Source organism: Nocardia neocaledoniensis, assembly GCF_029868625.1.
In the GTDB taxonomy this organism is placed as follows: domain Bacteria; phylum Actinomycetota; class Actinomycetes; order Mycobacteriales; family Mycobacteriaceae; genus Nocardia; species Nocardia neocaledoniensis_A.
Genome location: NZ_JARWOJ010000398.1, coordinates 1 through 26,783 on the forward strand (window position 1 = coordinate 1; position 26,783 = coordinate 26,783).

The following is a 26,783-nucleotide window of genomic DNA, read 5'->3' on the forward strand; positions in this document are numbered from 1 at the left end:
TTCGGTGTCCGTTTCCTGCTGGTCGCGGAGTTCATCGCGTTCGCCGTGGCGGGCGATTTCTGGGCCTGGGCACTGCAAGTGTCCCCGCGGGGCGGCCCCGCGGGGGGGGGGGGGGGCGGGCCCCCCCCCGACGGCGGTCACGGCCGCGGCGGCCGTGACCGTCACCAGCATCCGGTCGGCCACTCGGCCGAGCACAGTAGTCATGCCGGAATACTATCGACGGGTCGGCGTCCCCGCCCCCCCCCCGGGGCCCCGCCCGGGCCCCCCCCCCCCAACCCCCAAGACCCGGCCCCCCCCCCCCCCCGCGCCGGGGGGCGGCCACGCCCCCGGCGCCGCCGGCGAGCGGCGCACCGGCGGCCCCGTCGGATCGGATTGTCAGGCCTGCAGGAAGGCGAACTCCTCCTGCAGTCGCGCGGTCTTGTCGCACAGGGCCGTCACCGACGGGCCCGCGCCGAGTACCTCGCGCGAGACATTGGGCACCACGGCCGCCAGGTTCGCCTCGGGAACCAGGGCGCGGATGGAGTCCGCTCCCCCGCCCTGCGCGCCGACACCGGGCATCAGGATCGGCCCGTTGAGGGCCGACAGGTCCGGCGCCTCGGTGAGCGTCGCGCCGACGACGACGCCGACCGAACCGAAGCCGGGCCCGGCGTTGCGGGCCGCCGCCTCGTCGACCATCGTCTGCGCGATCGTGCGCCCGTCGGCGGCGGTGATCCGCTGTAGTTGCGCCCCTTCGGGATTCGAGGTCGCCGCGAGGACGAACACGCCCCGATGATTGGCCTGCGCCAGGCTCAGCGCCGGGTCGAGTGACCCGAAACCGAGGTACGGCGAGACCGTCACGGCGTCCGAGCCCAGGGGCCCGTCACCGAGCCAGGCGTTGGCGTAGGCGTCCATGGTGGAGCCGATGTCGCCGCGCTTGGCGTCGGCCAGCACCAGGGTGCCCGAGGCGCGCAGCACCTCGATGGTGCGCTCGAGCACGGCGATGCCGCCCGAACCGTAGGTCTCGAAGAACGCGACCTGCGGCTTGACCAGGGCGACGCGGCCGTCGAAGGCCTCGACGCAGATCTCGGCGAACGCCTCGAGCCCGTCGACGTCCTCGGACAGCCCCCACGCCCGGAGCAGGCCGGGGTGGGGGTCGATGCCGACGCACAGCGGCCCGAACTGCCGCATGGCGTGCCGCAACCGATGACCGAAGCTGTGCATGTCAGCCACGCAGCACCGAGTGCAGCTGCTGCAGCGACCGCACGCCGATGCCGCCGTTGATGCTCGCCTCGATGCCCTGCACCGCCGCCGCCGCGCCCTGCACGGTGGTGATGCACGGGATGTTCGCGCCCACCGCGGCGGTGCGGATCTCGTAGCCGTCCACGCGGGGGCCCGAGTTGCCGTAGGGGGTGTTGAACACGATGTCGATCTCGCCGTCCCGGATCTGCTCGACGATCGAGGCCTCCGGCATGCCGGTGGCCGGATCGGTGGCCTCCGGGTCGGAGTGCTTGCGCACCTGCTCGCACGGAATGCCGTTGCGGCGCAGGGTCTCCGCGGTGCCCTCGGTGGCGAGGATGCGGAAGCCCAGGTCGTGCAGGCGCTTGATCGGGAACACCATGGCGCGCTTGTCGCGGTTGGCGACGGAGACGAACACGGTGCCCTCGGTGGGCAGCGAGCCGTAGGCGGCGGCCTGGCTCTTGGCGAAGGCGGTACCGAAATCGGCGTCGATGCCCATGACCTCGCCGGTGGACTTCATCTCCGGCGAGAGCAGCGAGTCGATGCCGGAGCCGTCCGCGCGCCGGAAGCGGTGGAAGGGCAGCACGGCTTCCTTCACCGCGACCGGTGCGTCGAGCGGCACGTGCCCGCCGTCGCCCTCGGGCGGCAGCATGCCCTCCTTGCGCAGATCGGCGATGGTGGCGCCGAGCATGACGCGCGCGCAGGCCTTGGCCAGCGGCACCGCGGTCGCCTTGGAGACGAACGGCACCGTGCGGCTCGCGCGCGGGTTGGCCTCGAGGACGTAGAGCACGTCGTCCTTGAGCGCGTACTGCACGTTGAGCAAGCCCTTCACGCCGATGCCCTTGGCCAGCGCGATGGTGGAGCGGCGCACAGCCTCGATGTCGCTGCGGCCCAGGGTGATCGGGGGCAGCGCGCAAGCGGAGTCACCGGAGTGGATGCCGGCTTCCTCGATGTGCTCCATCACGCCGCCGAGGTAGACCTCCTCGCCGTCGCACAGGGCGTCGACGTCGATCTCGATGGCGTCTTCCAGGAAGCGGTCGACCAGCACCGGGTGCTCGGGGTTGAGTTCGGTCGCGCGGGAGATGTAGCCCTCGAGCGAGGTCTCGTCGTAGACGATCTCCATGCCGCGTCCACCCAGCACGTAGGACGGGCGGACCAGCACCGGGTAACCGATCTCGGCGGCGATCTTCTTCGCCTGCTCCACGGTGGTGGCGGTGCCGTACTTGGGCGCGGGCAGGCCTGCGGCGACGAGCACGTCACCGAACTCGCCGCGGTCCTCGGCCAGGTCGATCGCGGCGGCGGAGGTGCCGACCACCGGGACGCCCGCGTCGGTGAGGCGCTGTGCCAGGCTCAGCGGGGTCTGACCGCCGAGCTGCACGATGACACCCGCGACGGTGCCCGACTCCGATTCCGCGTGGTACACCTCGAGGACGTCCTCGAAGGTGAGCGGCTCGAAGTAGAGCCGGTCGGCGGTGTCGTAGTCGGTGGAGACGGTCTCGGGGTTGCAGTTGACCATGACGGTCTCGTAGCCCGCGGCCGACAGGGTCTGCGCGGCGTGCACACACGAGTAGTCGAACTCGATGCCCTGACCGATGCGGTTGGGGCCCGAGCCCAGGATGATCACCTTGTCGCGTTCGCGCTGCGGCGCGACCTCGGATTCGGCGCCGGGGTCCAGCTCGTAGGAGCTGTAGTGGTACGGCGTCTTGGCCTCGAACTCGGCGGCGCAGGTGTCGACGGTCTTGTAGACCGGCCGCACGCCCAGCCGGTGGCGCAGCGAGCGCACGCCCGCTTCCCCGGCGAGCTCGGGCCGCAGGGCCGCGAGCTGACGATCGGACAGGCCGTAGTGCTTGGCCTGGCGCAGCAGGTCCTCGTCGAGCACGGGCGCGTCCAGGATCTCCTGGCGCAGCGCGACCAGCCCGGCGACCTCGGCGACGAACCAGGGGTCGATGCCGGAGGCGGCGGCCGTCTCCTCGATGCTCGCGCCGAAGCGCAGTGCCCGCTCGACCTGGTAGATGCGGCCCTCGATCGGCACGCGCAGGTCGGCGAGGATCGCCTCGATGGCCTCGCGCACCGACGCCGGGTCGTTCGCGTCGGCCGGGGCCCACTCGCCGTCCTCGGCGGTCCAGAAGCTGGCGGCCTTGGTCTCGAGCGAGCGCAGCACCTTGCCGAGCGCCTCGGTGAAGTTGCGGCCCAGCGACATGGCCTCACCGACGGACTTCATGGTGGTGGTGAGGGTGCCGTCGGCGCCGGGGAACTTCTCGAAGGCGAAGCGCGGCGCCTTGACCACGACGTAGTCGAGCGTGGGCTCGAAGCAGGCCGGGGTCTCCTTGGTGATGTCGTTGACGATCTCGTCGAGCGTGTAGCCGATGGCCAGCTTGGCCGCGATCTTGGCGATCGGGAAGCCGGTGGCCTTGGACGCCAGCGCCGAGGAGCGCGAGACGCGCGGGTTCATCTCGATGACGATCAGGCGACCGTCCTTCGGATCGACCGCGAACTGGATGTTGCAGCCGCCGGTGTCGACGCCGACCTCACGCAGGATGGCGATGCCGAGATCGCGCATCTTCTGGTACTCGCGGTCGGTGAGGGTCATGGCCGGGGCCACGGTCATCGAGTCGCCGGTGTGCACGCCCATCGGGTCGACGTTCTCGATGGAGCAGACGATGACCACGTTGTCGCGGCCGTCGCGCATGAGCTCGAGCTCGTATTCCTTCCAGCCGAGGATGGACTCCTCGATCAGGACGTTCGCGGTCGGCGAGGCGGCCAGGCCGCCGCCGGCGATGCGGTCGAGGTCCTCGTCGTTGTAGGCCATGCCGGACCCGAGGCCGCCCATGGTGAACGACGGGCGCACGACGACCGGGAAGCCGAGGTCGGCGACCGTCTCGCGGACCTCGTCCATGGTGAAACAGACCTTGGAGCGGGCGCTCTCGCCGCCGACCTTGGCGACGATGTCCTTGAACTTCTGCCGGTCCTCACCGCGCTGGATGGCGTCGAAGTCGGCGCCGATCAGCTCGACGTTGTACTTCTCCAGCACCCCGCGCTCGTGCAGCGCCACCGCGGTGTTGAGCGCGGTCTGCCCGCCGAGGGTCGCGAGAATGGCGTCGGGGCGCTCCTTCTCGATGACCTTCTCGACGAACTCCGGGGTGATCGGCTCCACGTAGGTGGAGTCGGCGAATTCGGGGTCGGTCATGATGGTCGCCGGGTTGGAGTTCACCAGCGACACGCGCAGTCCCTCGGACCGCAGCACCCGGCACGCCTGGGTACCGGAGTAGTCGAATTCGCACGCCTGGCCGATCACGATCGGGCCAGAGCCGATCACCAGGATGTGCTTCAGATCCTCGCGGCGAGGCATCAGGCTCCTTCCATGAGACCGGCGAAACGGTCGAACAGGTATGCGGCGTCGTGCGGGCCTGCGGCGGCCTCGGGGTGGTACTGCACCGAGAAGGCGCGACCGTCGATCAGTCGCACACCCTCGACGGTGCCGTCGTTGGCGCAGATGTGGGAGACCTCGGCCTTGCCGAAGGGCGTGTCGAACTGCTCGCCCTTCTCGCCTTCCAGGGCGAAGCCGTGGTTCTGCGCGGTGATGGAGATGCGGCCCGTGCCCTCTTCGACGACCGGGATGTTGATGCCGCGGTGGCCGAACTTCATCTTGTAGGTCTCGCGGCCGAGTGCCCGGCCCAGGATCTGGTTGCCGAAGCAGATGCCGAACAGCGGGATCCCGCGCTCGAGCACACCCTGGGTGAGCGCGATCGCGCCGGTCTGGGTGGCCGGGTCGCCGGGGCCGTTCGACAGGAACACGCCGTTGGGGTTCAGCGCGAGGATGTCGTCGAGGGAGGTGTTCGACGGCACCACATGGGTGCGCACGCCGCGCTCGGCGAACATGCGCGGGGTGTTGGTCTTGATGCCCAGGTCGACCGCGACGACGGTGAAGCGGTGCTCACCGACCGGTTCGATCGTGTACATGCCGTCGGTGCTGACCTCTTCGGCCAGATTCGCGCCCAGCATGGAGGGCTGTCCGGTGACCCGGGCCAGCAGCTCGTCGTCGGCGGCGAGGGCGGCACCGGAGAAGATGCCCGCCTTCATCGAACCGCGGGTGCGCAGGTGACGCACCACCGCGCGGGTGTCGATGCCGGCGATGCCGACCACGTCCTGCTTGTCGAGCTGGTCCTGCAGGGTGCCGGTGGCGCGCCAGTTGGACGAGATCGGCGAGGGATCGCGCACGGCGTAGCCGGCGACCCAGATCTTGCCGGACTCGTCGTCCTCGTCGTTCCAGCCCGTGTTGCCGATCTGCGGGGCGGTGGCCACCACGATCTGGCGGTCGTAGCTGGGGTCGGTGAGGGTCTCCTGGTAGCCGGTCATCGCGGTGCAGAACACCGCCTCGCCCAGGGTCTGGCCCTCGGCGCCGAAGGCGGTACCGCGGAACACGCGGCCGTCCTCCAGCACCAGGGCCGCCTTTGTCTTCGTCATTCGTCGTCTCCCGTCCTCGCCCTGGTCACGTCCGCTGTCCACGCCGGATACACCGTCTTGTCGTCGCCCCGGAATCCGGTGTCGATCTCGGTTCCGGTCGGCAGCGTCCAGCGAACGACCAGCACACCATTCTCTGTCATCACTTTGCCCGCGTGTCCGCGTTCGGTGCGCACGGCCGTCACGGATTCCTGCGGAATCCAGATCGGCGTCGCCCCGTCGCGTTCGAGCAGGATTCCGCGTTCGAACCGCGTCAGTTCCGCGGTCGCCCGGAATCCCAGGTCACCGACCGCGATCCGGTCCTGCCAGCTGGGCGCGATGGTGCTGCCCAGGTAGAGGCCGGTGGTCGGCTCCAGCAGCTGGGCGCCCAGTTCGGCGGGCACCGTCGGCAGTTCGCCGATCCGGTCCTGCTGGCGCGCGGCCTTCTTCTGCCAGGCCCGGTACATCAGCCACAGGCACACCAGGAAGAAGACCAGACATCCCAGTACCCACAGAATTCTTTCCACGTCCCTGGCCTCCTAGATCCCGGCCGCCTTGCCCTCGCGGGCAGTTACCCGGCCGCGCAGCACCGTGGCTGACACCTGCGCCGGGAACGTCATGTCCTCGAACGGGGTGTTGTTCGAGATGCTCGCCAGTTCGGCGCCGCGCACCGTCCACTCGGCGTCGGGGTCGATCAGCGTGAGGTTGGCCGGCTCGCCGACGGCGATCGGACGGCCGTGGTCGTCGAGGCCGACGATCGCGGCGGGCTTCTCGCTCATCACCCGCGCGACACCGCGCCAGTCGAGCAGGCCGGGCTGGACCATCGTCTGGACGATGATCGACAGCGCGGTCTCCAGCCCGAGCATGCCGGGGCGGGCGGCGGCGAACTCGCAGCACTTGTCCTGCTCGGCGTGCGGGGCGTGGTCGGTGGCGACACAGTCGATGACGCCCTCGGCCAGCGCCTGCCGCAGGGCGGTCACATCGGCGGACTCGCGCAGCGGCGGGTTCACCTTGTTGACCGCGTCGTAGGTCTCCAGGCGCGAGTCGTCGAGCAGCAGGTGGTGCGGGGTGACCTCGGCGGTGATCGAGATGCCCTGGGACTTGGCCCATTTCACCAACTCGACGGTGCCCGCGGTGGAGGCGTGGCAGATGTGCACGCGGGCGCCCGCGTCGCGGGCCAGCAGCGCGTCGCGGGCGACGATCGACTCCTCGGCGGCGCGCGGCCAGCCGGCCAGACCCAGGCGGGCGGCGTTGGGGCCCTCGTGCGCGACGGCGCCCTTGGTCAGCCGCGGCTCCTCCGCGTGCTGGGCGATGAGCACGCCGAGGGAGTTCGCGTATTCGAGCGCGCGGCGCATGATCAGCGGGTCGTAGACGCAGTGGCCGTCGTCGGAGAACATCCGCACCTGGCCGACACCCGCGGCCATGGTGCCCATCTCGGCGAGCTGCTTGCCCTCGAGCCCGACGGTGACCGCGCCGACCGGGAACACGTCGACCAGGCCGACCTCCTGGCCGCGCCGCCACACGTGATCGGTGATGACGTGCGAGTCGGCCACCGGGCTGGTGTTGGCCATCGCGAACACCGCGGTGTAGCCACCGAGAGCGGCTGCGGCCGAGCCGGTTTCGATGGTCTCGGTGTCCTCGCGGCCCGGCTCGCGCAGGTGGGTGTGCAGGTCGACGAAGCCGGGCAGCAGGATCTGGCCGTTACCCTCGATCACCTCGGCGCCTGCCGGTGCGTCGATGCCGGTACCGATCTCGGCGATGACGGTGTCGCGCACCAGCACGTCGACCGGCTCGCCCTCACCGTAGGGCTTCACATTCTTGATCAGCAGTTCACTCACGCTGTCTCCTTCTGGCGTGCTCGGGCGCTGACCGCTCACGCCGCCACCTCCTGCGTGCCGACGAGCAGCCGGAACAACACGGCCATTCGCATGTGCACTCCGTTCGTCACCTGTTGCAGGACTGCCGCTTTCGGGGAATCGGCGACCGCCGACGCGATCTCCATGCCGCGCAGCATCGGGCCGGGGTGCAGCACCACCGCGTCGTCGCCGAGCAGGCCCATCCGCCGCTCGGACAGTCCGTAGTTGATCGAGTACTCGCGAGCCGACGGGAAGAACCCGCCGTTCATCCGCTCGGCCTGCACGCGCAGCATCATCACCGCGTCGGCGCCGGGCAGTTCCGCGTCCAGCGAGGTCGCGACCCGGCAGGGCCAGCTGTCCACGCCCACCGGCAGCAGGGTGCGCGGCGCGACCAGCACCACCTCGGCACCGAGGGTGTTCAGCAGCAACACGTTCGAGCGCGCGACCCGGCTGTGCAGGATGTCGCCGACCAGCACGATCCGCTTGCCCTCGATGTCGCCGAGGCGCTGACGCAGGGTCAGCGCGTCGAGCAGCGCCTGGGTGGGGTGCTGGTGGGTGCCGTCGCCGGCGTTGATGATCGAGGGGGCGGCCCGGTTCTCCTCGCGCGCCCACTGCTCCATCCAGCGCGCGATCTGGTGCGCGGCGCCGGAGGCGGGGTGGCGCACGATGAGCGCGTCGGCGCCCGCCGCGTGCAGGGTCAGCGCGGTGTCGCGCAGGGATTCGCCCTTGGAGACCGAGGAGCTGGAGGCGCTCACATTGATGACATCGGCGCTCATCCACTTGCCGGCGACCTCGAATGAGACCCGGGTGCGGGTGGAGTTCTCGTAGAACACCGTCATCACGGTGCGGCCGCGCAGGGTCGGCAGCTTCTTCACCTCGCGGCCGAGCAGGGCCTGTTCGAAACGCTCGGCCTCGTCGAGGAGTTCGGTGGCGGTGCCGCGGTCCAGGTCGGCGACCGTCAACAAATGCTTCACTGCTGCGCCTCCTGGTGCAGGTACACCCCGTCGTGTCCGTCGTGTTCGGTGAGCAGGACCGAGATGTACTCGGCACGCGAGGTCGGCACGTTCTTGCCGACGTAGTCGGCGCGGATCGGCAGTTCGCGGTGCCCGCGGTCGATCAGCACGGCCAGCTGGACGGCCCGGGGCCGGCCGAGGTCGCGCAGGCCGTCGAGGGCCGAGCGGACGGTGCGGCCCGAGAACAGCACGTCGTCGACCAGGACCACCAGGGCGTTCTCGATGCCGCCGTCGGGCACGGAGGTGCGCTCGAGCGGGCGGTGCGGGCGGCTGCGCAGGTCGTCGCGGTAGAGGGTGATGTCGAGCGAACCCAGCGCGGGCCGCACGCCGGAGAATTCCTCGATCTTGGCGGCCAGCCGGTTCGCGAGGGTGGTGCCGCGCGTCGGGATGCCCATGAGAACCACCCGGGGAGCGTCGGCGTCGCCGGAATCCAGGGCGGTCTTCTCGATGATCTGATGCGCGATGCGCGCGATGGTGCGTTGCACGTCCGACGGCGACAACAGTTCGCGCCCGGCTGCCACCCACTCGGGAGTGTGCCGCTGCGATGTTTCGCCCGCGCCGGAATTGGCCGCCCGTTCGGGCACAGCCATGCCGACCTCCTTCCCCGCCTCACCGGACGGTCCGTTAAAGGATGCCTAACTCGCGCTCCACCCTATCAGCGTCACGACGCCCCTTTGACCAGGTAGGCCCACCTGTGAGCGCGGACACGGAGCCCACCCCCGCACACCGGCCTGCGGCTCCGATCACACGCCGATCCGATCTGCGGTGATCACAGCCATTTCCGCCCCGGGAACGCGCCCGCACGATCGGCGTGTGCCGCAGGCGGCGCATCGGGGTCCGATCCGGCGTCCACGAGGTGTGGCACCTATCTGGACCACAGCCGCCGCAGGGGCCTCGGCTCGGACAGCTCGGGCCGTGCCGCGGTCTCGGCAGTGGATCCAGCCGCCCCCTATCGTAGCCCGGCCCGGCGCAAGCGTTCGGCGGCTTGGGCGCGGATGCCGTTCCCGCACAACGGATCGACGCCGTGCAGGTACTCCCACCGGGCGTTGTGCGCCGCCGGCCACACGCTGGCTGCCCATGCCACTTCACACTCCTCAGCAGTGAAGCGCCGTCCACGCCGCTCCTGGTATTCGGCCAGAAAGGCGGCCGAGCTCTCGATCGGGGCCAATGTCGGTGGTGACTCGCTGGCGAAGGTCCCGGACGAGGCACCCGCGAGAGCGGCTTCGGGCTGCCACGCGAGGCTGTCCCAGTCGTGGACGGAGTAGATCTCGCCGTCGTGCCAGCGGAGGTTCTGCGCTTCGAAGTCGGCGTGGCCGAGGACGCACGGCAAGTCGGTGGCGAGCAGTCGCTCGCGCGCTCGGGCGGCGGCCTCGACGACGAAGCCGGGCACCGCGTGCTGGGCACGCTCGTCGAGTTCCGGTATCGCGGGCCACAGGCCGGGGTCGTGGTGATCCCATCGGGACCACCGTGGATTCGGCAGGGGTGGAGGGACGTTCAGCTCGGCCAGCTCGCCCGCCAACCGTGCGAACACCGCGGCGCAGCGACGTGCGATCGGCGGGGAATCACCGCGCAGGAGGTCACCGCCGGGCCGGTATTGCTCTGCATGGACGGCCAGGTGTCCTTCCCGGAGGGCAGGTGTCAGCGGGCGGGCACAGGGGAATCCGCGGGCGGCCAGCGCCGCTTGCGCGGTGACACAGGCGGCGGCGCGGCCGTCGTCCGGCCGTGCCTTCATGACGATTGCCCGCCCGTCGGTCAACCGCAATCCGAACACCGTCGAGATGCTGTGTGTCGTGAACAGAAGTTCAGCGAGGGCGGCGCCCAGGTTGCCGTCGCACCAGCGCGGTAACCACTCGGGTACGGACAGTGGTCGGCTGGTCTTCACGGCGTCACTGTGACGGGTCATGGGGCGGAGTGGTCCAGGTGGCGGTGTCGGGGTCGATGCCGTGGGTGCGGGCGTTGGCGTCGATGGTGGCGCTGAGCCAGGGGGTGAGGCCGGGGGCGATGGCGTCGTAGAAGGCGCGGTAGCCGGGGTCGGTGAGGTAGGTGCGGCCGAGGCAGACGTGCATGGCGTGGGTGCAGTCGAAGTAGGTGCCGATGCCGGAGCGGTGGCGTTCGGCGAGAGTGTCGGCTTCGGGTGAACCGGGGCGGATGCCGGCACGGAACGCGGCGCCGAGGTCGGCGTGCAGGTCCTCGGTCGCGGCCGTGACGGCCTGCCAGTCCCGCGCGGATCGGGTGGCGGCGCGTTCGGCGTATTGGGCCCACTGCGGAGTGTCGCCCCACCGGTCGCGGGCCTCGTCGACCCAGGCGGGCTGCCAGTCCTCGCCGAAGATCGCGACCTGGTCCTCGGCGGACAGCAGCAGACCCGACTCCCGCGCCGCGATCATCCGGTCGACGGCGTCGGTCATCCGCCGCAGCTGCCGGGTCTCGGCGCGCAGATCGTCGCGTCGGCGGCGCAGGGTGGCGAGCGCGTCGGCGCTCGGCGCGTCCAGCAGGGCGCCGATCTCGTCGAGCGGGACACCGAGTTCGCGGTAGACGGTGACGCGCTGGGCCCGCGCCAGGTCGGCCGCGGTGTAGAGGCGGTAGCCCGCGGGTGTGCGGTCGGACGGGTGCACCAGCCCGACCGCGTCCCAGTGGTGCAGCGTGCGGGTCGTCACGCCGAGAAGTTCCGCCGCGGCGCCGACGGTGAGCGGTTCGGACACGTCATCCAGTGTGCCCGGGCGCCTGGATCCCGATCGACCGCAGGTGCTCGGCCTCGGGGCTGTCGGGATCATACGGCCGCGCCGCGGTCATGATCACCCGGATGTTCTCCGGCGTGCGGACCTCCAGCTCCACCGAATTCCACGGCATCGTCCGAGGACCGGTCGTGCACCCCGGCAGCACCGATTCGCAGGCCGTCGCGATCGCCTCGAGCTCGTGCAGGACGCACGAGAAACTGACGGTCATCGCCGGCGCCCGTTCCGGCCGCTCCCCCGGGACCAACAGCACATCCTGAAATGCCCAGCGGCGCAGGTGGATCACGTGCCCCGGTGCGGCGAACAACTCGATGAAGCCGAGTCCGTCGATCCACAGATCCGACGAGGCCGCCAGGTCGGCGGTCGGCACGGTGACGAACATCGGCATGCCGTAGATGCCGCGGAACGGCTCCGGTGCGACAGCATCCGGACCGGGAACGGGGACAGGACTGATCTCGAAAGCGGGATACGGTGTGCTCATGCGAGCAGCGTGGACCCTCACGCTACGTCAGGGTCAAGCACGCACCGCGACAACGATGCCCACGTCGGGATCACCCACCGCCACCGCCCGCCCGAGCGGCGCGATCATGTCGTCCCAGGCCCGGAATTCGGTGCGCCAGCCGTGCTCGGCCAGCCACCGCTCACCCGGCCGCTCGACGTCGCGCGGGGCCTCGCGGGCACCCTCGTCACCGGCGACCAGTCGACGCAGCTCGACGTACGGCGGCGCGGCATGGTCGACCACGAACCGGCTCAGCCCGAATTGGCTGTGCGGCGCCGACAGGCCGGTCAGATCGGCGAGCACCCGGCGATGCTCGTCGACGGACAGGTAGCCGAGTGCGCCCTCATCGATCCAATGGGTAGGAAGATCCGCGCGGAAACCCGCCGCGCGCAACGCGGCCGCCCAGTCGCCACGAAGGTCGACCGGCACTACGTGCCGTCCGGTGGTCGGCAGGGCTCCGGCGGCGCGCAGCACCGGCTCCTTGAACGCGAAGAGCTCCGGCAGATCGAGTTCGAAGATCGTGACGTCGGCGGGCAGACCCATCCGATAGGCGCGGGTGTCCAATCCCGCTCCGAGCAGGACGATTTGGCGACATCCCGCGGCGACGGCCTCCGCCACCCCGTCGTCGACCAGCCGCACCCCGACCGAGCGGCCCGCGAAGAACTGCTCCGCCACCGACTCCACCCTGCCCCACCTGGCCGCGCCCTCGGCGGTGCGGGCGAAGTCCGCGCGCGCCGTGGCCACGAAAGCGGCGGCCAGCGGGTCGTCGTAGAGCCGATCCGGTCTACGGGTTTCCCGATCTCTGATCAGCGCGACACCGATCGCCGTCAGCGCCACCCCCACGGTAGGTGCGTGCTTCATGAGCCCTCCCAAACTAACTAGCCGACCGGCTAGGTATCTCTGTCGTGGCTCGACGGTAGGCTCCCCCTAGCCGGTCGTCAAGCAAAGGAAGCACGTGGACGGACGTCGTAGCGACACCAGGGAACGCATTCGCACGGTGGCGATGGAGCTGTTCTCCGAGCGCGGCTACGAGAAGACCTCGCTGCGCGAGATCGCCGAGCGGCTCGGCGTCACCAAAGCCGCGCTGTATTACCACTTCCGCACCAAGGAAGACATCGTCGTCAGCCTGTCCGACGATCTGCGGCGCGGCATCGACGACATCGTCACCTGGGCCGAGCAGGCCCCGTCGGGACCCGAACGGGCCGAACAGATTCTGCTCCGCTACAGCAGCCTCCTGCACAGCCTGGGTCGCGACATGGTGCGCTTCTGGCACGAGAATCAGCCCGCCTTCCGCGACCTCGGTTTCGGGGCGGGGCTGCGCTACCAGTTCCGGGTACTGGCCGATCTGATGACGGCACCCGAGCACGCGCCTCTGGACGTCTACCACGCCAGGCAGGCGCTGCTGGCGATCAGCTGGAGTCTGTCGATGATGGGCGACCTGGAGCTCACCGACGACGAGATGCATTCGGCGGCAACGGCGATCGCGGTCGATATCCTCGCGCGGACGCGGTAGCGATCCGCTACAGCGGCGCCGGTGGTTCCGGCGCCGCCTGCCGGGTGGGCAGGGCGGAGATCGTCAGGGCGAGCATGACCAGCGCGATGCCCGCCAGTTCGGCGACCGAGAGTCGCTGGCCGAGCGCGATCGCGCCGACGACGGCAGCGGTGGCGGGCAGCAGCGCAAGCAGCAAGGCGAAGCGGGCGCGGCCGACCGCGGTCAGCACGACCTGGTCCAGGGCGTACGGGATCGCGCTCGACAGCACGCCGACACCGAGTCCGAGCAGCCAGGTGCGCGGATCGGCGAAGACCGACGCGTCGATCGCCACCTGCGGGACCAGGACGAACGGCGCGAGCAGCACCGCGGCGGCGGCCATCCCGACGGCCAGGGAGTCCTGGCCGTCGCCCGCGTCGGCGACCCGCTTGCCGACCAGGATGTACCCGGCCCACAGCACGGCCGACGCCAGCGCGAACCCGACCCCGACCGGCTCGACATCGAACTGCACCCCGGCCAGCAGCACCACGCCGACAGCGACGAGCAGCACCGCGAGCACATCCCTGACCCGCCGCGACCCGAGCGTCGCCACGGCCACGGGTCCGAGGAATTCGATGGCCACCGCGGTGCCGAGCGGAATCCGCGCGATCGCCTCGTAGAACACGATGTTCATCGCCACCGTGACGATGCCGAACCCGGCCGCGACCACGATCCCCCGCCGAGTCCAGCGGGCACGCCACGGCCGCCGCCAGGCCAGCAGGGCCACCCCGGCGGCCGCCGCGCGCAACCACGCGACGGTCGCCGGTTCGGTGGTGTCGAACAGGAACACGCCCAGCGCGGCGCCGACGTACTGGGAGGTCGCCGCGACGACGAAGACCAGCGGAACGGACCAGCCCGGGAGAACGGTCCGGCGAGACCGCTCGATCGTTGTCATCCCAGGAGTAATCCACAGCGCACGCCCGAAATCAACGCGCGATGTCGGCCGACGAACAGGCCTGCCGCCCGAGCGATCACTCGGATCGTCAGGGCTGTCCGACCCAGCGGTCCAGTGCGTCGAGAAGTGCCGCGGCTGCGGTGTCTGCGGGTTCGTCGACGGCGGCGGCCCAACCGACGAACGCGTCGGACCGGATCAGCAGCGCGTCCGCGGGCCGGTCCTCGGTCTTCGCCGTGACGATCACGAGGCGCGGCTCGCGGCTTCGCGCCTGCTCACGCAGGTCCGCACGGTCGGCGAGATCGAGCAGAACCGGGCGGGCGGTGCGCATCAGCTCGGCGACGCTGGTCGTGCCCTGATCGGTGAGCAGCGGGAGATCGGGCGCGAACGTGCCTGCCAGCGGGTGCGGGTCGGTGCCCGGCACCGGGTAGCGCACATCATTGGCGGAGATCATGCCCGCCAGCCTGCGCAGCGCGGGTTCGTCGGCGAACAGTTCCTGGAACACCGCCCGCAGCGCGTCGGCCGCCTCGTCCTGGCCGCGGCGCAACGCGGCCTGGGCGCGGGTCTGCTGCAGCGCCCGGCCCGCCGCGGCGTGCCGTTCCTCGTGATAGCTGTCGAGCAGCCCGGCAGGCGCCCAGCCCTGGACGGCGGCCGCGAGCTTCCAGCCCAGGTTGACCGCGTCGAGCATCCCGACATTGAGGGCGGTGCCGGTGGCGGGCAGCAGGTGCGCGGCGTCGCCCGCCAGCAGGACACGGCCGGACCGGAAACGCTCGGCGCGCCGCGCCTGGAACTGGTAGCGCGACAAGCGGATCGGATCGCCGAGGGGCAGCTCGGCGCCGAGGACCCGGTGCGCGCCGGCGGCGAGTTCGGCGAGGGTCATCGGGTCGTCGTTGTCGTATTCGGTGAGGTCCTCCTCGGTGATCTGGAAGAACATCGTCCGCTGTGCGGGGTCGACCGGGCCGATGGCGAACACGCCGCGTTCGGTGCGGGTGAAGCCCGGGGTGATCGGGCCGTAGCCGGGCAGGTCGAGACCACCGTCGGCGCGGACGGCCACCGTCTCCGGCACCGTCACCAGGCCGAGCCGGTTGACCTCGGGAAAAGTGTTGCCAGGGAAGGCGATCCCGGCGAGGTCACGAACCCGGCTGCGGCCACCGTCGCACCCGACGACGTACTGCGCGGTCAGCGTGTAGGCGCCCTCGGGCCCCTCGATCCGGACGGCCACGCCCGTCTCGTCCTGGTCCAGCCCGACCACCTCGTGCCCACGGCGGATCTCGGCACCGAGCTCACCCGCCCGCTCGGCCAGCAACTCCTCGACCCGCGCCTGCGGAATCCCCATCGCGTCCATCGGGCCGTCGGCGAGAGCGGTGAAGTCGACGTGCATCCCACCGAAGGGGAAGATCGGCGCCGAGATCGGGTTGCCCGCCGCCGCGAACCGGTCGAGCAGGCCGCGGTAGCGCAGCATGTCGAGAATCCGCCCGCCCAGCCCGCTGGCCTTGTGCGCGGTGCCCGGCGTGGCTCGGCGTTCCAGCACGATCGGCCGCACTCCGGCCAGGGACAACTCCCCCGCGAGCATCAGTCCGGCAGGTCCTGCGCCGACGACGATCACGTCGGTCTTCATTTCACGCACTCGGGTAACTCCCATTTCGTCTGGTCCGAACTGTCGACGTGCGATTGTGCAGGACACCCGGGGTCTTGCGGCAAGCCCCGGGGTCGGCTATACCTTGGAAGGGGCAGGGGGAGCTCCCATTCCGGCGGTCATCGCGCCTCGCGCGCCGTCAGATACGCGTCGAGCCGGGCCGCACCGGCCAGCAGATTCCGGCTCCGCACCAGCAATCGGGCCTCCCAGGCGTCCAGGAACGCACTCAGCACCTCCGGTCCGCCCGCCGCGCGCAGCCGCTCCACGAACCGCGCGACCTGCGACAGGCGATATCCACCGCGACGCAGTTGCCGGGCGATCTCGGCATCGCGCACGGCGTCGGGTCCGTACTGCCGGTAACCGGTCGACCGGTCGCGGTCCGGGTCGAGGATGCCCGCAGCTTCCCAGGTCCGCAGGGTCGCCGGGTGCACGCCGATGCGGCGCGCCAGTTCACCGACGGACAGCGCGGGACCGGCGAGCGGGGCAGGCGGGGACGTCGACAGAATGTCCAGCGCGGTCGCGACCTCGGCGCGAGTGGCGCGTTCGTCGAGCAACTCGGCGTGCGCCGCGTCGATCCGCCGGAACGCGGAGGCCAGATCGTCGCGATGGATCGCGCGCATGATCGCCGTCGCCGCCTGATGCCCGTGCCCGGCGCGCAAGCCGAGAAACGCACGCAGCGCCTGGGCGTGCAGAGGCGTGTACCGCCGGTAGCCGACGGCGCTGCGGTCGGCCGGGGGCAGGACACCCGCGTCGTCGTAGTTGCGCACGGCCTGCGCCGACAATCCGTGCTCGCGCGCGAGGTCGATCGGCCGTAAGGACGCGACCCCCGTTTGAAGCTTGGTCATCTGTTACCTGGCGCTTCCCGACAAAAGTTTCACCCGAACCTTCAACGATACTGTTTAAGGGCAGGACCCTTCCGAAAGAGGAGAACATGCCTGCCTTCACTCCGATCAGTCATCCGGTCGACGATCAGGCCGCACTCGGCCGCACCATCGACGAATTCCTCGCCGCCCGCCCGGCTCCGCTCGACATCCTCGCCCTCGGCGAGCCGACGCACGGCATCGTCGCGTTCCCCCTGTTGCGCAACGAACTTCTCGTCCATCTCGTCCAGCGGGGGTTTCGCTCGATCGTGCTCGAGACCGACTTCTTCGCGGCGTCCGTGGTCGACGACTACGTCAACGGCGGCGCGGCCGACCTGGAGACGGTGCTGGCGACCGGGTTCAGCCACCGGTTCGGCGCGGTCCCCGGGAATCGGGAGCTCGTCGAATGGTTGCGCGCCCACAACGCCGACCGCGCACCGCGGGACCGCGTGCGGTTCCACGGATTCGACGCACCGCTGGAACAGACCGATGTGCCGAGCCCGCGACACGCTCTCACCTCGGCCGTGAACCATCTCCCCGCGGCGCTGCGCCCCGCGTCCGCCCTCGACATGGAACCCTTGCTCGGCGACGACGCCGACTGGACGAACCCAGCAGGCATCTTCGACCCGTCCGCCTCGATCGGCGGCTCCGACCGTGTGCGCGCCCTTCGTCTCGCCGCCGATGACGTCGCCAGCGCGCTGCGCCGCGCGGCGCCGCTGCTGGATCCGGCCGAGTACGCCCTGGCGACCGCCCACGCACGCACCGCCCAGGGCCTGCTGCGCTTCCACACGGCCATGGCCGACACCGGTCCCGATCGGCTCGCCACCCTGCTCAGCTTGCGCACGGAGATGATGGCCGACAACCTGTTCGCCCTTCGCGCGGTCGAACGGGAGCGTGGTCCGAGCCTGGTGTTCGCCCACAATGTGCACCTGCAACGCGCCGAGTCCACGATGGCCATGGGCACCGCGGCCGTGCGCTGGTGCAGCGCGGGCGCGCTGGTCGCGTGCGCGCTCGGCGACCGGTACGCGTTCGTGGCGACCGATGCCCAGCCGCACAGCACACCCGGCACGTTGCAGGGCCTGCTCGCCGCCGGCACCACGGGCCGCACCCTGTTCCCCGCGCCGGCCCTGCGCGCCGCGCTCCCCTCGTCGACCGAAGCAGGCGCACCGATCGTGCCGGGCCATATCCCGCTGACTCCGGCCGACCTGGAGGGTGCCGACGCGGTCGTATTCGTCGCCGACACCGACGGACGGCGCCACGAGTATTGGTGAGCAGTATTCGAACATAGTTTCGAATGCGGGGTAGACTGACCGCCATGTCGCTGCCCCTGCAAGGTTCACTGTTCGACGGTGAGGCGGTCGCGCTGGGTCCGATCGAGAGGATCCAGCGCACCCAGCTCGACGCGACGGCTTGGGTGGATCTCCTCCCCGGCTGGCTGACCGGCGCGAGCGAGGTGTTCGATCGGTTGGCCGAACGCGTGCCGTGGCACGCCGAACGCAGGCCCATGTACGACCGCGTCGTCGACGTGCCACGCCTGGTGTCGTTCTTCGGCGAGCACGACCCTCTCCCCGACCGCATCCTCGTCGCCGCGCGCGACGCGCTCACCGGGCATTACGCCGAGGAACTCGGTGAGCCGTTCCGCACGGCGGGTCTGTGCTTCTACCGCGACGGGCGCGACAGCGTCGCCTGGCACGGCGACACGATCGGACGGGGAGCCACCGACGACACGATGGTCGCGATCGTCTCGGTCGGCGCGCCGCGCGCCCTCCTGCTGCGTCCGCGCGGCGGCGGTTCGAGCCTGCGTTTCACGGCCGGCCACGGCGATCTGCTGGTGATGGGCGGCGCGTGTCAGCGCACCTGGGAGCACGCCGTCCCGAAAACCACCCGCCCGGTCGGGCCACGCATCAGCATCCAGTTCCGACCGCGCGGCGTACGCTGACGCGACCGGGCCCGTCGGCTCACTCGATCATCGCCGGACCGAGCAAGGCGCACTCCGGACCACCCGGTGCGATCACGAAGCCTCGAGCACCGAGCGCACGAGTTCCCGCACACCCGCCCGCAAGCGATCGACCTCGCCCGCCCTGGCCAGCCCTTGGGCGAGTTCGCCACCGAGAGTCGACAGGAGCAGCGCGCCCACGGTCTCGGCGTCGATGCCGGGGCGCACCTCGCGAAGCAGCATGGTGACGTGCTCGGCCCAGAAGGCGTGGAACTCGGCGCTGCGAGGATGCGGGGGCATCGCCTGATAGGCGGCGATCAGCTCCACATCGTCGGTGACCAGCCGGGTCATGGCGTCGAAGAAGGCCAGTAGCCGCTCGGTGGCCGGCGCGCCGGGGCCGAGCGGCGGCGGACCGTCGGTCACCGCCGCCATCAGCGTGGTCGCGCCCTCGGCCACCAGCTCGTACAGCAATCCGGCCCGGCTGCCGAACCGGTGAAAGATCGTTCCCTTACCGACGCCGGCGGCCGCGGCGACCCGATCCATCGTGACCCCCGCCGCGCCGTGCTCGGCCAGCAGCGCCGCGGTGGCGTCGAGGATCGCTCGGCGATTGCGCGCGGCGTCGGCGCGTTCGGTGGGGCGCGACTCGGTCATCGTTATCGCTTCCTCGGCACAGCCGATCCGTTGACAAGTTGACCAGCGGTCCATATCGTTCGGATATCTGGACCGCTAGTCAACTTATGGAGTTCTGATGCGAGCAATCGTAATGTCCGCGACCGGCGCACCCGACGTGCTGACGCCGCGTGAGATCGATGATCCGACACCCGGGGACGGGCAGGTCCTCGTCCGCGCGGCGGCCGTGCCGGTGCTCTACCCCGAGACCAAGGTGCGCGCGGGCGCGTTTCCCTTCCCCGCGCCACTGCCCGCGGTGTTCGGCTTCCAGGCGGCGGGCACGATCGTGGATCTCGGCGCCGGAGTCGACCCCGCCCTGCTCGGCGTCCGGGTCGTCGCCGCCACCAGCGGTTTCGGCGCGTACGCCGAACTGGTTGCCGCCGAGCAGGGTTCGGTGACGATCATCCCGGACGGCCTCGGGACGGAGGCCGCCGCCGCGATCCAGATGCCGGGGTCGGTGGCCTTGGCACTGATCGCGACCGCGGCACTCACCCCCGGTGAGACCGTGCTGGTCGAGGCGGGCGCGACCGGTGTCGGCAGCTGCCTCGTCCAGCTGTGCGCGGCACGCGGAGTCCGGGTGATCGCGACCGCGGGCGGCGCCGACAAGGCCGCCCTGGCACGCGCACACGGCGCCGCGACGGTGCTCGACCACTCCGCGCCGGACTGGGCCGATCGCCTCGGTGAGGCGTTGTCCGGCGGCACCGTCGACGTCGTGTTCGACTCGATCGGCGGCGACTCCCTGACCCCACTGCTCGACCACGTCACCCCGCTGCGCGGTCGCATCCTCAGCTACGGCTGGCTCGCCGGCGCTCCCGCCCGACTCGGCGCCGCCGACCTCATCCTGCGCGGCCTCACCCTCACCGGCTGCGCCGGAGCGGCGTGGCTCGACTCCGTCGCCACCCAGCGCGCGGCCGCGCTCGACGCCGCGGCGCGCGGGCTGCTGACCGTCCCCATCGACGCGGCACTGCCGTTGGACGCCGCGGCCGACGCGCACCGCAAGCTCGAGGACCGCACCGCGTTCGGCGCGGTGCTGTTGCTTCCGTAGCCGATCCCGATGGCGTTCCTCTGCCGAAACCCATTCTGTTACTAGGTAATTCGCTCATACTCGAAGTGACGAGAAGCGCGGACCGAGTGGGGGTGGCCGAGATGACGTCCAGTAATGATCGAGAAATCCTGCGCCTGCGGATCGAATCCGAGATCACCGACGCCGTCGGCGAACTGCCGGGCCGGTCGAAGAACATCTACACCGCCTTGCTGCTGGCGGGGCGCGGGCAGTGGCGATTGCTCCTGCACCGCACCCAGCCCGCGCCCGCGAGCCGATGCGATGGCCTGTTCCTCGGCCCGCGCGGGGTGTTCGCCCTGAACATCGTCGACGAACTGCCCGGTGCGGCGCAGATCCGCAGGCTGCGCGCCCAGGCCGAACAGTTGTTCACCGGCGTCACCATCGCGCCACACGGCAATGAATTCGTGCGCGAGACGGTCGAATTGGTCTTCGTGCTACCCACCGGACGGCCACCGAGAATCGACGGCCGTTTCGTCGTCACCACCGACGTGACCCTGCGCTCGCTGCTCACCCGCGACCGGGTCATGACAGCGACCGCGGCCGCTGCGCTCGCCGAGCACACCGGCCGCCGCAGCACCGACTACCAGCTGATCCCGACTCCCGTCCCCGCGCGGGTCACCGAGACAGACGGTCTGCTCGAGGTCGCCGACCTGCGCGCCGACCAGGTCACCGAGGCACTGGCCAAGCCGTTCCCCTCGTGGTTGGCGTTCCTCGATCCCGCGCAGAACGCGCTGGTCTCGCGCAACTACAACGGCCCCGCGCGGATCGTGGGCCCGGCGGGGACCGGCAAAACCGTGCTCGCCCTGCACCGGATGGCATATCAGTCCCGACGGACGACCGGGCCGCTGCTGTACACCACGCTGGTCAAGAACCTGCCCCCGTACCAGCAGACCGCCTTCGCCCGGCTCTCGCCACACACCGCCCACCGCGCGGAGTTCACCAACCTGCACGCGTGGGCGCGAGAGTTGCTCGCGCGGCGGCGCGTCCCCGTCACCATGGATATGGACCAGGCGGACAACGCGTTCGCCAGAGCGTGGTCGCGGACGGGTGCCCACGGACCGCTGGCCGAACTCTCCGTCGACATCCGGTACTGGCGGGAAGAAGTCGACCGGGTGATCAAGGGGCGCGGGCTCGGCCTCGACGACTTCGGCCACTATGCCGGTCTCCGGCGGCGCGGCAGACGAGTCGCCCTGCACGAAGGCGCCCGCGCGCGGGTGTGGGACCTGTACCGGCAGTACGAGGAGTTCCGCCGGGAAGCCCGGTTCCACGACGCGAACGATGTGATCACCCTCGCGCTGAATCAGCTGCGCGCCGAACCGCTCGCGCGGCCGTATGCCATGGTGGTCGTCGACGAGGTCCAGGACATCACCGTGCAGAGTCTGCGACTGGTCCATGAACTCACCGGGAACGCCGCCAACGCCTTGCTGCTGGTGGGCGACGGGCAGCAGCGGATCTACGCCGGTGGCTGGCGGCTGGTCGACGCCGGCATCCACGTCGTCGGGCGCAGTGAGACCCTGACGAAGAACTACCGCAACCGCAGGGCCATCGTCGAGTTCGCGGCCGCGCTCCCCGGTGCGGCACTGATCCGGGATCTGGAGCCCGAAGAAGGCCACCTCCTCGGCCGGACCGAACCGGCGCTGCCCGGTGGTCGCGTGGACCGGTGGTCGGGATCCGCTGACGACCTCCCTGCCGCCGTGATCGCCCAGATCGACACGCTGCGCGCCGAGGGCCTCGTAGACGCGGATATCGCGATCATCACCATGACCACGTTCGAGGCCGACCGGCTGCTGCTGGCGCTCAAACGCGCCGGCATCGCCGCACAGAACATGGAGCGGTTCCACGGCGCCGTCGACGAAGCGGGCGTGAAGGTCGGCAATGTCTACCGCGCCAAAGGGCTGGACTTCCGTGCCGTCATCCACCCGTTCGTCGAACCCGCGCCACCCACGACCGACGCCGAGCGGGAACGCTACGAACTGACGATGCGGCAGCAGTTCGTCGCGGTGACCAGGGCCAGGGATTACGTGTGGTTGGGGATGGTCCAGGACTAGCCCGTCCCCGGGGCGCGCGCAGGTCGCGGGGGCGGCGCCGGGAGAGCGGAAATCGGCATTGCCGATCTCGTTGCTCGGCAACAGGATTCGGTTTCGGTGTGGCTGATCCAGGTCGTATCCTGGTAGGGTCCGCATTCGGTTGCACAGGGGGTCGTGGTGATCGTCGTTGTCGCGGACGAATCCGAGCTCGAAGGCGCAGAAGAGGTCGTCGCGGCGGCGATCCGGGACTGGACGTCCGAGGCGGGTGGTATCGCGGTTTTCCGCTGCCATGTGCCGGAGAGCCGCGGCGGGTCGGTCGAGGTCGACGCGCTGGTGTGCACGCCGCAGGGCGCCACCGTCATCGAGGTGAAGGGGTTCACCGCCCGCCAGGACGGCACGCTCGCCACCCCGCCGAACGGTCCGTGGACGGTCGACGGCGAGGAGGCCGCGCTCTACCACGCCGTGCGGGTGCCCAATCCGTTCGTCCAGGTGCGGCGGCAGGTGTTCGCGGCCAAGAACCTGCTGCAGCAGTCCGGCATCTTCGGCTGGGTGAACGCGGTGGTGGTGCTGGTCCCCCAGCCGGGTTCGCGGATCACCCTCGAGGAAGCGCGCATCGCCGATGGCTACCGGGCGGTGCTGATGGATCGCGACGATGCGTCCGCACTGCACGACTACTTCCACGCCGAAACCGGGCGCACGGTCCGGCTCAGCGTGAACGATGTGCGCCGTGTCTTCGACGCCTTGAACCTCACCCACCTGCTGCCCAGCCGGGTCGAGCTGGCGGATCAGGGATTCCCCGCCCGTCTCGCGCCGACGACCAGCAGCCGCCCCGCCCCGACCACCCCTGAGCACGAGCCTCAGAAAGAAGCCGCCACCGCTCCCACCGGCGCCGCGTCCCCGCTGAGTATCCGGTCGAGCGCGCCCGCGTTCCTCGCCGCGATCGATCGACTCGCGCATCGGCCCCGCGGATCGAGCGAGCCGGACAGCGGAACCCAGGCCCGGCGATCCGGAATTGCCGCCGCATCGGGTGGCGATGGTCAGTCCGCAGGCGACAGTCCTGACACGATCGGTGCAGCGGAGGAAGCTGGGCCCGCACGCCCCCCGACGGGAAAGCACCCCGACATGCCTGCCGGTTCGCCGTCTGCCGAGGGCAACCGTGCCCCCCTCGGCACACCCGCCGCCCAGGCCGCCGTCGCCACAGCAGCGGGTGCGGCGGTCGTGGCCGGAGCGGGCGCTCGTGCGGCTGATGCGGAAGCCCCTACCCCGCATTCCGATGCGACGGAGCCAGGGCCATCGGGAACCGACACCCCGGAGTCCGGTGCGACGGGAACCGACGCTTCGGCAGACGACGGGACCGATACGAACGGGGCCGCCCACGATCTGCCGATCGAGGAGGCTGGAGCGGGCCTCGCCGGCGCCCGCCAGGCGCTGCTGGACGATGAAGGCACTCGAGAACGAGCCGAGGCGGCGGCAGCAGAACCCGGCATGGGAGAAACCGGTACGGCGGCAGGTCTGGCCGCGGTAGCGGGCGCGGCAACGGCCGGTGTGGTGATTGCCGGTGCGGAACAGCCAGGTGAGGCGGCGGAGGCGGCGAGAGACGATGTGCTCGAGGGTGGCGCGGTGCAGGCCGTGGAAACCCTTGCCTCGCACACCGACTCGGGCACAGTGGGCGACCATCCGTCGACGGGCGACGAAATCGCCGGCCACGAGGCAATTCCGAGTGAGTCCGTCACACAGCAGGGCGCGCACAGCACCGACCCGACGACGGTGGACCCCGAAGCGGTTTCGCTCACCAAGTCGGTGCCGCCGGTGGCCGAACCACCTGGCGAGCCCGACGTGCCGACACGAGCGGAGTTCGCCCGGGACACCGCGAGCGACGAGGACTCGATCGACCATGATCCAGCCGACCGGGGCGACCCGCACGAGGTCGACGGATCGTGGGAGGAACCGGCGCATGGTGGACGCTCGGTCGCCGGGACCGCCGCGGTGGCCGGTCTCGGGGCGGCCGCCGGTGCCGCGGGCGCTGCCGCCTGGTCGTCCCGTTCGTCGAGCGACCCTCGTCCCGCGCGGCAACACGAGACCGGCGAGCACTACGACACTTCGGAGCACTGGTCTCAGTGGGTCGAACAGGACCGGAGCGCCCCACGTCAGTCGGTGTCGAGCCGAGTGCGCGAACGCGTGGGCCGACGGTCGAGCGGGCCCTCGCTGCTCGAACGGTGGCGCAACACCCCGGTCCGGGAGCGGCGGCGGCGTCAGCGACGGTGGGTGCGGATCGGTCCCGGCGTCGGACTGATCCTGTTCATCGTCCTGTTCGGTGCCGGGTTCTTCGCGATCACGGCGGTGAACGCGAGCCGGTTCGAGATGTCGGACTACGACCGGATGTGTGGTGACCGCAAACCCTTCCCGAATGCCGCGGAATATCAGCGCGACGGCGCCCGGCCGATCTATCTGTCCGGCGAGCTGGCCACCATGGTGGCCACGAACCAGTCCAGCGCGTGGCGGCCGACGGACACCTCCGCGGTGCAACTCATCGCCTGCATGACCCAGGTGAGCCTCGGCGATCTCGTGGTGACCTGCCAGTATCCGCCCGCACCCGGCGAACCCATCGGACGCACCGTCAACCTGTTCCGGGCGACCTACGAGGTCACCGTCTACGAACTGCGCACGGGACGGGAGGTGGCGCGGGCGACCATGGTCGGCGAACGCTATTCGGCCGATCCGGCAAACACCGACCCGGATCGCTGCCGTGGCGCGGCCGACGCCCCGGACTATCTCGGCCGCAGGCTCGGCCAGCCGTCGACCGCGCAGGTCACGGGCTTCCTCGCACCGCTGGTCCACGCCGACCGCTGACGCGCTTGACCTCGAGCGCACTCGAGGTAGCAGGATCACCGTGTGCCTCGCGCACACCCGACACCGGCGCTACCCGGCGACGGTCGCGCCTCCGCCGGTTTCCCGTACACCCACCGGCGGAGGCCGTCGGGAACGACAACAGCCGCACACCCGAAAGGGCATGCGGCTGTCGCGGATCGGGGATCACGCCGAGATGGTGATCTCCCATTCGTAGATCGTCAGATCCGACGCACCGGTGGTGTGCAGCGGATCGGTGTGCGCGAGCGCCGTTGCGGCGTCGAGGCTTTCGGCCGACACGACATACGCGCCGCCCGACCCGTCGGTGAACTTCCCGCTCTCCACCAGCTGTCCCTCGTCGAGGAGTCGCTGCAGGAACTCGCGATGCGGTTCGACCACGGACGAATCGAAAGCCGGTGTGCGCATGACCATCACGAGGTACTTGTTGCTCACGCCCGGTCCTCCGGCGCCGGCCGCGCGGCCCGGGTCGCCGCGGCGGCGGCACGCACCTGGGGCGCCACCTGGACGACCTGCCCGAGCACACCGTTCACGAACGACGGCGAGTCGTCCGTGGACAGTTCCTTGGCCAGCTCGACGGCCTCGTCGACCGCGACCACCGGCGGAACGTCGGTGGCGTGGAACAACTCCCACACCGCGATCCGCAGAATCGCCCGGTCCACGGCGGGCAGGCGGGACAGCGTCCAGTCCTGCAGGTAGCCCTCGATGGTGCCGTCGACCCGGTCGAGGTCGTCGGCGACGCCTTCCACGAGCACGCTGGTGTAGGCGTGCACGGGCGCCACACTCTGGTCACGGGTGGCCAGTTCAGCGCGTTCGGAGAGCAGGTCCGAGACGTCGACGTCGCGCGCCTCCGCCTCGAACAGCAGGTCCACGGCCCGGCGGCGTGCCTTGTGGCGCGCGCCGAGCTTCTTGAACGAGCCCTTCTTGTCTGCCGGGGAGTCCGTCACGATCAGGCGTTGACGCGGCCGAGGTAGCTGCCGTCGCGCGAGTCGATGCGCAGCTTGTCACCGGTGTTGATGAACAACGGGACCTGCACCTCGGCGCCGGTCTCGAGGGTGGCGGGCTTGGTGCCGCCGGTGGAGCGGTCACCCTGCAGGCCGATGTCGGTGTGCTGCACGACCAGCTCGATCGAGACGGGGAGCTCGACGAACAGCGGCGCGTCCTCGTGCACGGCGACCTGCACGCCCATGTTCTCCAGCAGGAAGCGCGCACCATCACCGATGGTGGCCTCCGGGATGGAGATCTGGTCGTAGGTCTCGCCGTCCATGAAGATGTAGTCGGTACCGTCGTGGTACAGGTAGGTCATGTCGCGACGGTCGACGGTCGCGGTCTCCACCTTGACGCCCGCGTTGAAGGTCTTGTCGACGACCTTGCCGGACAGCACGTTCTTCAGCTTGGTCCGCACGAAGGCGGGGCCCTTGCCCGGCTTCACGTGCTGGAATTCGATGATCTGCTGAAGCTGACCATCGATTTTCAGCACAAGGCCGTTCTTGAAGTCGCTGGTGTCCGCCACTGTCCTCGGATCTCCTCGTTCGTTTACTGCGGTCTCTGG

General features: G+C 70.5%; 24 protein-coding genes and 1 pseudogene. 6 read left to right on the top strand and 19 right to left on the bottom strand.

What is annotated here, in order from left to right; translation table 11 throughout:
• The 12 genes and pseudogenes from QH270_RS31210 to QH270_RS31265 form a co-directional block, all read right to left on the bottom strand.
• Positions 1 to 204: pseudogene (locus tag QH270_RS31210) on the bottom strand (hypothetical protein); the annotation flags it as partial.
• Between the two features lie 171 nt (positions 205 to 375).
• Positions 376 to 1,200: an orotidine-5'-phosphate decarboxylase gene (gene pyrF, locus QH270_RS31215; RefSeq protein ID WP_280348024.1), complete on the bottom strand. Its 825-nt coding sequence runs from the start codon at positions 1,198 to 1,200 to the stop codon at positions 376 to 378.
• 1 nt (position 1,201) lies between these two features.
• Entirely contained in the window at positions 1,202 to 4,564 is a 3,363-nt protein-coding gene (gene carB, locus QH270_RS31220; RefSeq protein ID WP_280347976.1) for a carbamoyl-phosphate synthase large subunit, read from the bottom strand.
• Positions 4,564 to 5,679 (bottom strand): glutamine-hydrolyzing carbamoyl-phosphate synthase small subunit, encoded by a 1,116-nt coding sequence (gene carA, locus QH270_RS31225; RefSeq protein WP_280347977.1) that lies wholly within the window; start codon positions 5,677 to 5,679, stop codon positions 4,564 to 4,566. The genes carB and carA overlap by 1 nt, the downstream gene beginning before the upstream one ends.
• On the bottom strand, positions 5,676 to 6,182 hold the full coding sequence (locus QH270_RS31230) for a transporter (protein ID WP_280347978.1): 507 nt from the start codon (positions 6,180 to 6,182) through the stop codon (positions 5,676 to 5,678). The genes carA and QH270_RS31230 overlap by 4 nt, the downstream gene beginning before the upstream one ends.
• A 12-nt stretch (positions 6,183 to 6,194) precedes the next feature.
• Entirely contained in the window at positions 6,195 to 7,493 is a 1,299-nt protein-coding gene (locus QH270_RS31235; RefSeq protein ID WP_280347979.1) for a dihydroorotase, read from the bottom strand.
• A gap of 35 nt (positions 7,494 to 7,528) precedes the next feature.
• Entirely contained in the window at positions 7,529 to 8,485 is a 957-nt protein-coding gene (locus tag QH270_RS31240) for an aspartate carbamoyltransferase catalytic subunit (protein WP_280347981.1), read from the bottom strand.
• Complete coding sequence (gene pyrR / locus QH270_RS31245; protein WP_280347982.1) at positions 8,482 to 9,114, bottom strand: bifunctional pyr operon transcriptional regulator/uracil phosphoribosyltransferase PyrR; 633 nt, start codon at positions 9,112 to 9,114, stop codon at positions 8,482 to 8,484. Before pyrR ends, QH270_RS31240 begins: the two co-directional genes overlap by 4 nt.
• A 359-nt stretch (positions 9,115 to 9,473) precedes the next feature.
• Complete coding sequence (locus tag QH270_RS31250) at positions 9,474 to 10,427, bottom strand: phosphotransferase (RefSeq protein ID WP_280347983.1); 954 nt, start codon at positions 10,425 to 10,427, stop codon at positions 9,474 to 9,476.
• On the bottom strand, positions 10,411 to 11,223 hold the full coding sequence (locus QH270_RS31255) for a MerR family transcriptional regulator (RefSeq protein WP_280347985.1): 813 nt from the start codon (positions 11,221 to 11,223) through the stop codon (positions 10,411 to 10,413). The genes QH270_RS31250 and QH270_RS31255 overlap by 17 nt, the downstream gene beginning before the upstream one ends.
• Position 11,224: 1 nt before the next feature.
• Positions 11,225 to 11,737 (bottom strand): VOC family protein, encoded by a 513-nt coding sequence (locus QH270_RS31260; RefSeq protein WP_280347986.1) that lies wholly within the window; start codon positions 11,735 to 11,737, stop codon positions 11,225 to 11,227.
• A gap of 33 nt (positions 11,738 to 11,770) precedes the next feature.
• A complete protein-coding gene (locus tag QH270_RS31265; protein WP_280347988.1) occupies positions 11,771 to 12,616 on the bottom strand; it encodes an SAM-dependent methyltransferase in 846 nt (281 codons plus the stop codon).
• A 94-nt stretch (positions 12,617 to 12,710) separates the two neighbouring features.
• Between QH270_RS31265 and QH270_RS31270 the strand changes: the two genes are divergently transcribed.
• Positions 12,711 to 13,268 carry a TetR/AcrR family transcriptional regulator gene (locus QH270_RS31270; RefSeq protein WP_280347989.1) on the top strand — a complete coding sequence of 186 codons (558 nt, stop codon included), beginning with the start codon at positions 12,711 to 12,713 and terminating at the stop codon, positions 13,266 to 13,268.
• 7 nt (positions 13,269 to 13,275) lie between these two features.
• On the opposite strand, the gene QH270_RS31275 is transcribed toward QH270_RS31270, so the two are convergent.
• The 3 genes from QH270_RS31275 to QH270_RS31285 form a co-directional block, all read right to left on the bottom strand.
• Positions 13,276 to 14,178, bottom strand: a complete 903-nt coding sequence (locus QH270_RS31275; RefSeq protein WP_280347991.1) for an EamA family transporter — start codon at positions 14,176 to 14,178, stop codon at positions 13,276 to 13,278.
• 88 nt (positions 14,179 to 14,266) lie between these two features.
• Complete coding sequence (locus tag QH270_RS31280; RefSeq protein ID WP_280348026.1) at positions 14,267 to 15,793, bottom strand: FAD-dependent monooxygenase; 1,527 nt, start codon at positions 15,791 to 15,793, stop codon at positions 14,267 to 14,269.
• A gap of 137 nt (positions 15,794 to 15,930) precedes the next feature.
• Positions 15,931 to 16,656, bottom strand: coding sequence for a MerR family transcriptional regulator (locus QH270_RS31285; RefSeq protein WP_280347993.1), 726 nt, complete (start codon positions 16,654 to 16,656; stop codon positions 15,931 to 15,933).
• 86 nt (positions 16,657 to 16,742) lie between these two features.
• On the opposite strand from QH270_RS31285, the gene QH270_RS31290 reads away from it, so the two are divergent.
• Positions 16,743 to 17,942: an erythromycin esterase family protein gene (locus QH270_RS31290; protein WP_280347995.1), complete on the top strand. Its 1,200-nt coding sequence runs from the start codon at positions 16,743 to 16,745 to the stop codon at positions 17,940 to 17,942.
• Between the two features lie 44 nt (positions 17,943 to 17,986).
• Positions 17,987 to 18,610 (top strand): alpha-ketoglutarate-dependent dioxygenase AlkB, encoded by a 624-nt coding sequence (locus QH270_RS31295; protein ID WP_280347997.1) that lies wholly within the window; start codon positions 17,987 to 17,989, stop codon positions 18,608 to 18,610.
• A 72-nt stretch (positions 18,611 to 18,682) separates the two neighbouring features.
• Here the strand turns inward: QH270_RS31295 and QH270_RS31300 are convergent, their stop codons facing one another.
• Positions 18,683 to 19,258: a TetR/AcrR family transcriptional regulator gene (locus QH270_RS31300; RefSeq protein ID WP_280347999.1), complete on the bottom strand. Its 576-nt coding sequence runs from the start codon at positions 19,256 to 19,258 to the stop codon at positions 18,683 to 18,685.
• Positions 19,259 to 19,355: 97 nt separating this feature from the next.
• Between QH270_RS31300 and QH270_RS31305 the strand changes: the two genes are divergently transcribed.
• The 3 genes from QH270_RS31305 to QH270_RS31315 all read left to right on the top strand — a co-directional run bounded on the left by QH270_RS31305 (position 19,356) and on the right by QH270_RS31315 (position 25,216).
• Entirely contained in the window at positions 19,356 to 20,321 is a 966-nt protein-coding gene (locus tag QH270_RS31305) for a quinone oxidoreductase family protein (RefSeq protein WP_280348001.1), read from the top strand.
• 101 nt (positions 20,322 to 20,422) lie between these two features.
• The gene (locus QH270_RS31310; RefSeq protein ID WP_280348003.1) at positions 20,423 to 22,387 is read left to right on the top strand and encodes a UvrD-helicase domain-containing protein; all 1,965 of its coding nucleotides are present in this window, start codon (positions 20,423 to 20,425) and stop codon (positions 22,385 to 22,387) included.
• A gap of 156 nt (positions 22,388 to 22,543) precedes the next feature.
• Positions 22,544 to 25,216, top strand: coding sequence for a nuclease-related domain-containing protein (locus QH270_RS31315; RefSeq protein ID WP_280348005.1), 2,673 nt, complete (start codon positions 22,544 to 22,546; stop codon positions 25,214 to 25,216).
• 183 nt (positions 25,217 to 25,399) lie between these two features.
• Here QH270_RS31315 and QH270_RS31320 read toward each other — a convergent pair whose 3' ends face one another.
• Genes QH270_RS31320 through efp form a run of 3 tightly spaced genes read right to left on the bottom strand, consistent with a single transcriptional unit; the run spans position 25,400 to position 26,744 of the window.
• Positions 25,400 to 25,666 (bottom strand): YciI family protein, encoded by a 267-nt coding sequence (locus tag QH270_RS31320; protein ID WP_280348007.1) that lies wholly within the window; start codon positions 25,664 to 25,666, stop codon positions 25,400 to 25,402.
• Entirely contained in the window at positions 25,663 to 26,178 is a 516-nt protein-coding gene (nusB, locus tag QH270_RS31325) for a transcription antitermination factor NusB (protein WP_280348009.1), read from the bottom strand. Before nusB ends, QH270_RS31320 begins: the two co-directional genes overlap by 4 nt.
• Positions 26,179 to 26,180: 2 nt before the next feature.
• Positions 26,181 to 26,744 (bottom strand): elongation factor P, encoded by a 564-nt coding sequence (gene efp / locus QH270_RS31330; RefSeq protein WP_280348011.1) that lies wholly within the window; start codon positions 26,742 to 26,744, stop codon positions 26,181 to 26,183.
• Positions 26,745 to 26,783: the final 39 nt, after the last annotated feature.